Source organism: Ochrobactrum sp. SFR4, from assembly GCF_019730395.1.
In the GTDB taxonomy this organism is placed as follows: Bacteria; Pseudomonadota; Alphaproteobacteria; order Rhizobiales; family Rhizobiaceae; genus Pseudochrobactrum.
In genome coordinates this window covers 1-294 of sequence record NZ_JAAPBB010000617.1, presented here as the reverse complement: position 1 = coordinate 294, position 294 = coordinate 1, and the positions used below count along the sequence as shown (strand labels likewise).

Here is a 294-nt window from a genome sequence, read left to right as displayed (position 1 = left end):
CTCACCCAACGTGACCGTGATCGGGGCCTATGGCAAATTTTGTTTCCTGAAAAGTAAAGGATCAGTTATGAAATTTGTTCGGGGAACCCGCCATTGGGTCACCATAATAATCGCAGTGATCCTGGCCATTGCAGCGATGTTCTTCCTACCTCAGGTTTTCCCAGTTTATTCGATAACGACCTATGCTTTTGGAATTATCGGTCTCGCCGTCATTTTAGACACCCTCGGAAGCGCTGCAGAGCGTCATAGGACGACTTTAAAGGCTGTTTCCTGGATATGCTTAATTATAGCGAC

General features: G+C 46.6%; 1 protein-coding gene. It reads left to right on the top strand.

Translation table 11 applies throughout. From position 1 onward, the window contains the following. Positions 1 to 67: 67 nt before the first annotated feature. Positions 68 to 294: hypothetical protein (locus tag HBA93_RS20510; RefSeq protein WP_221724504.1), on the top strand; the 227-nt coding region annotated here is incomplete at its 3' end.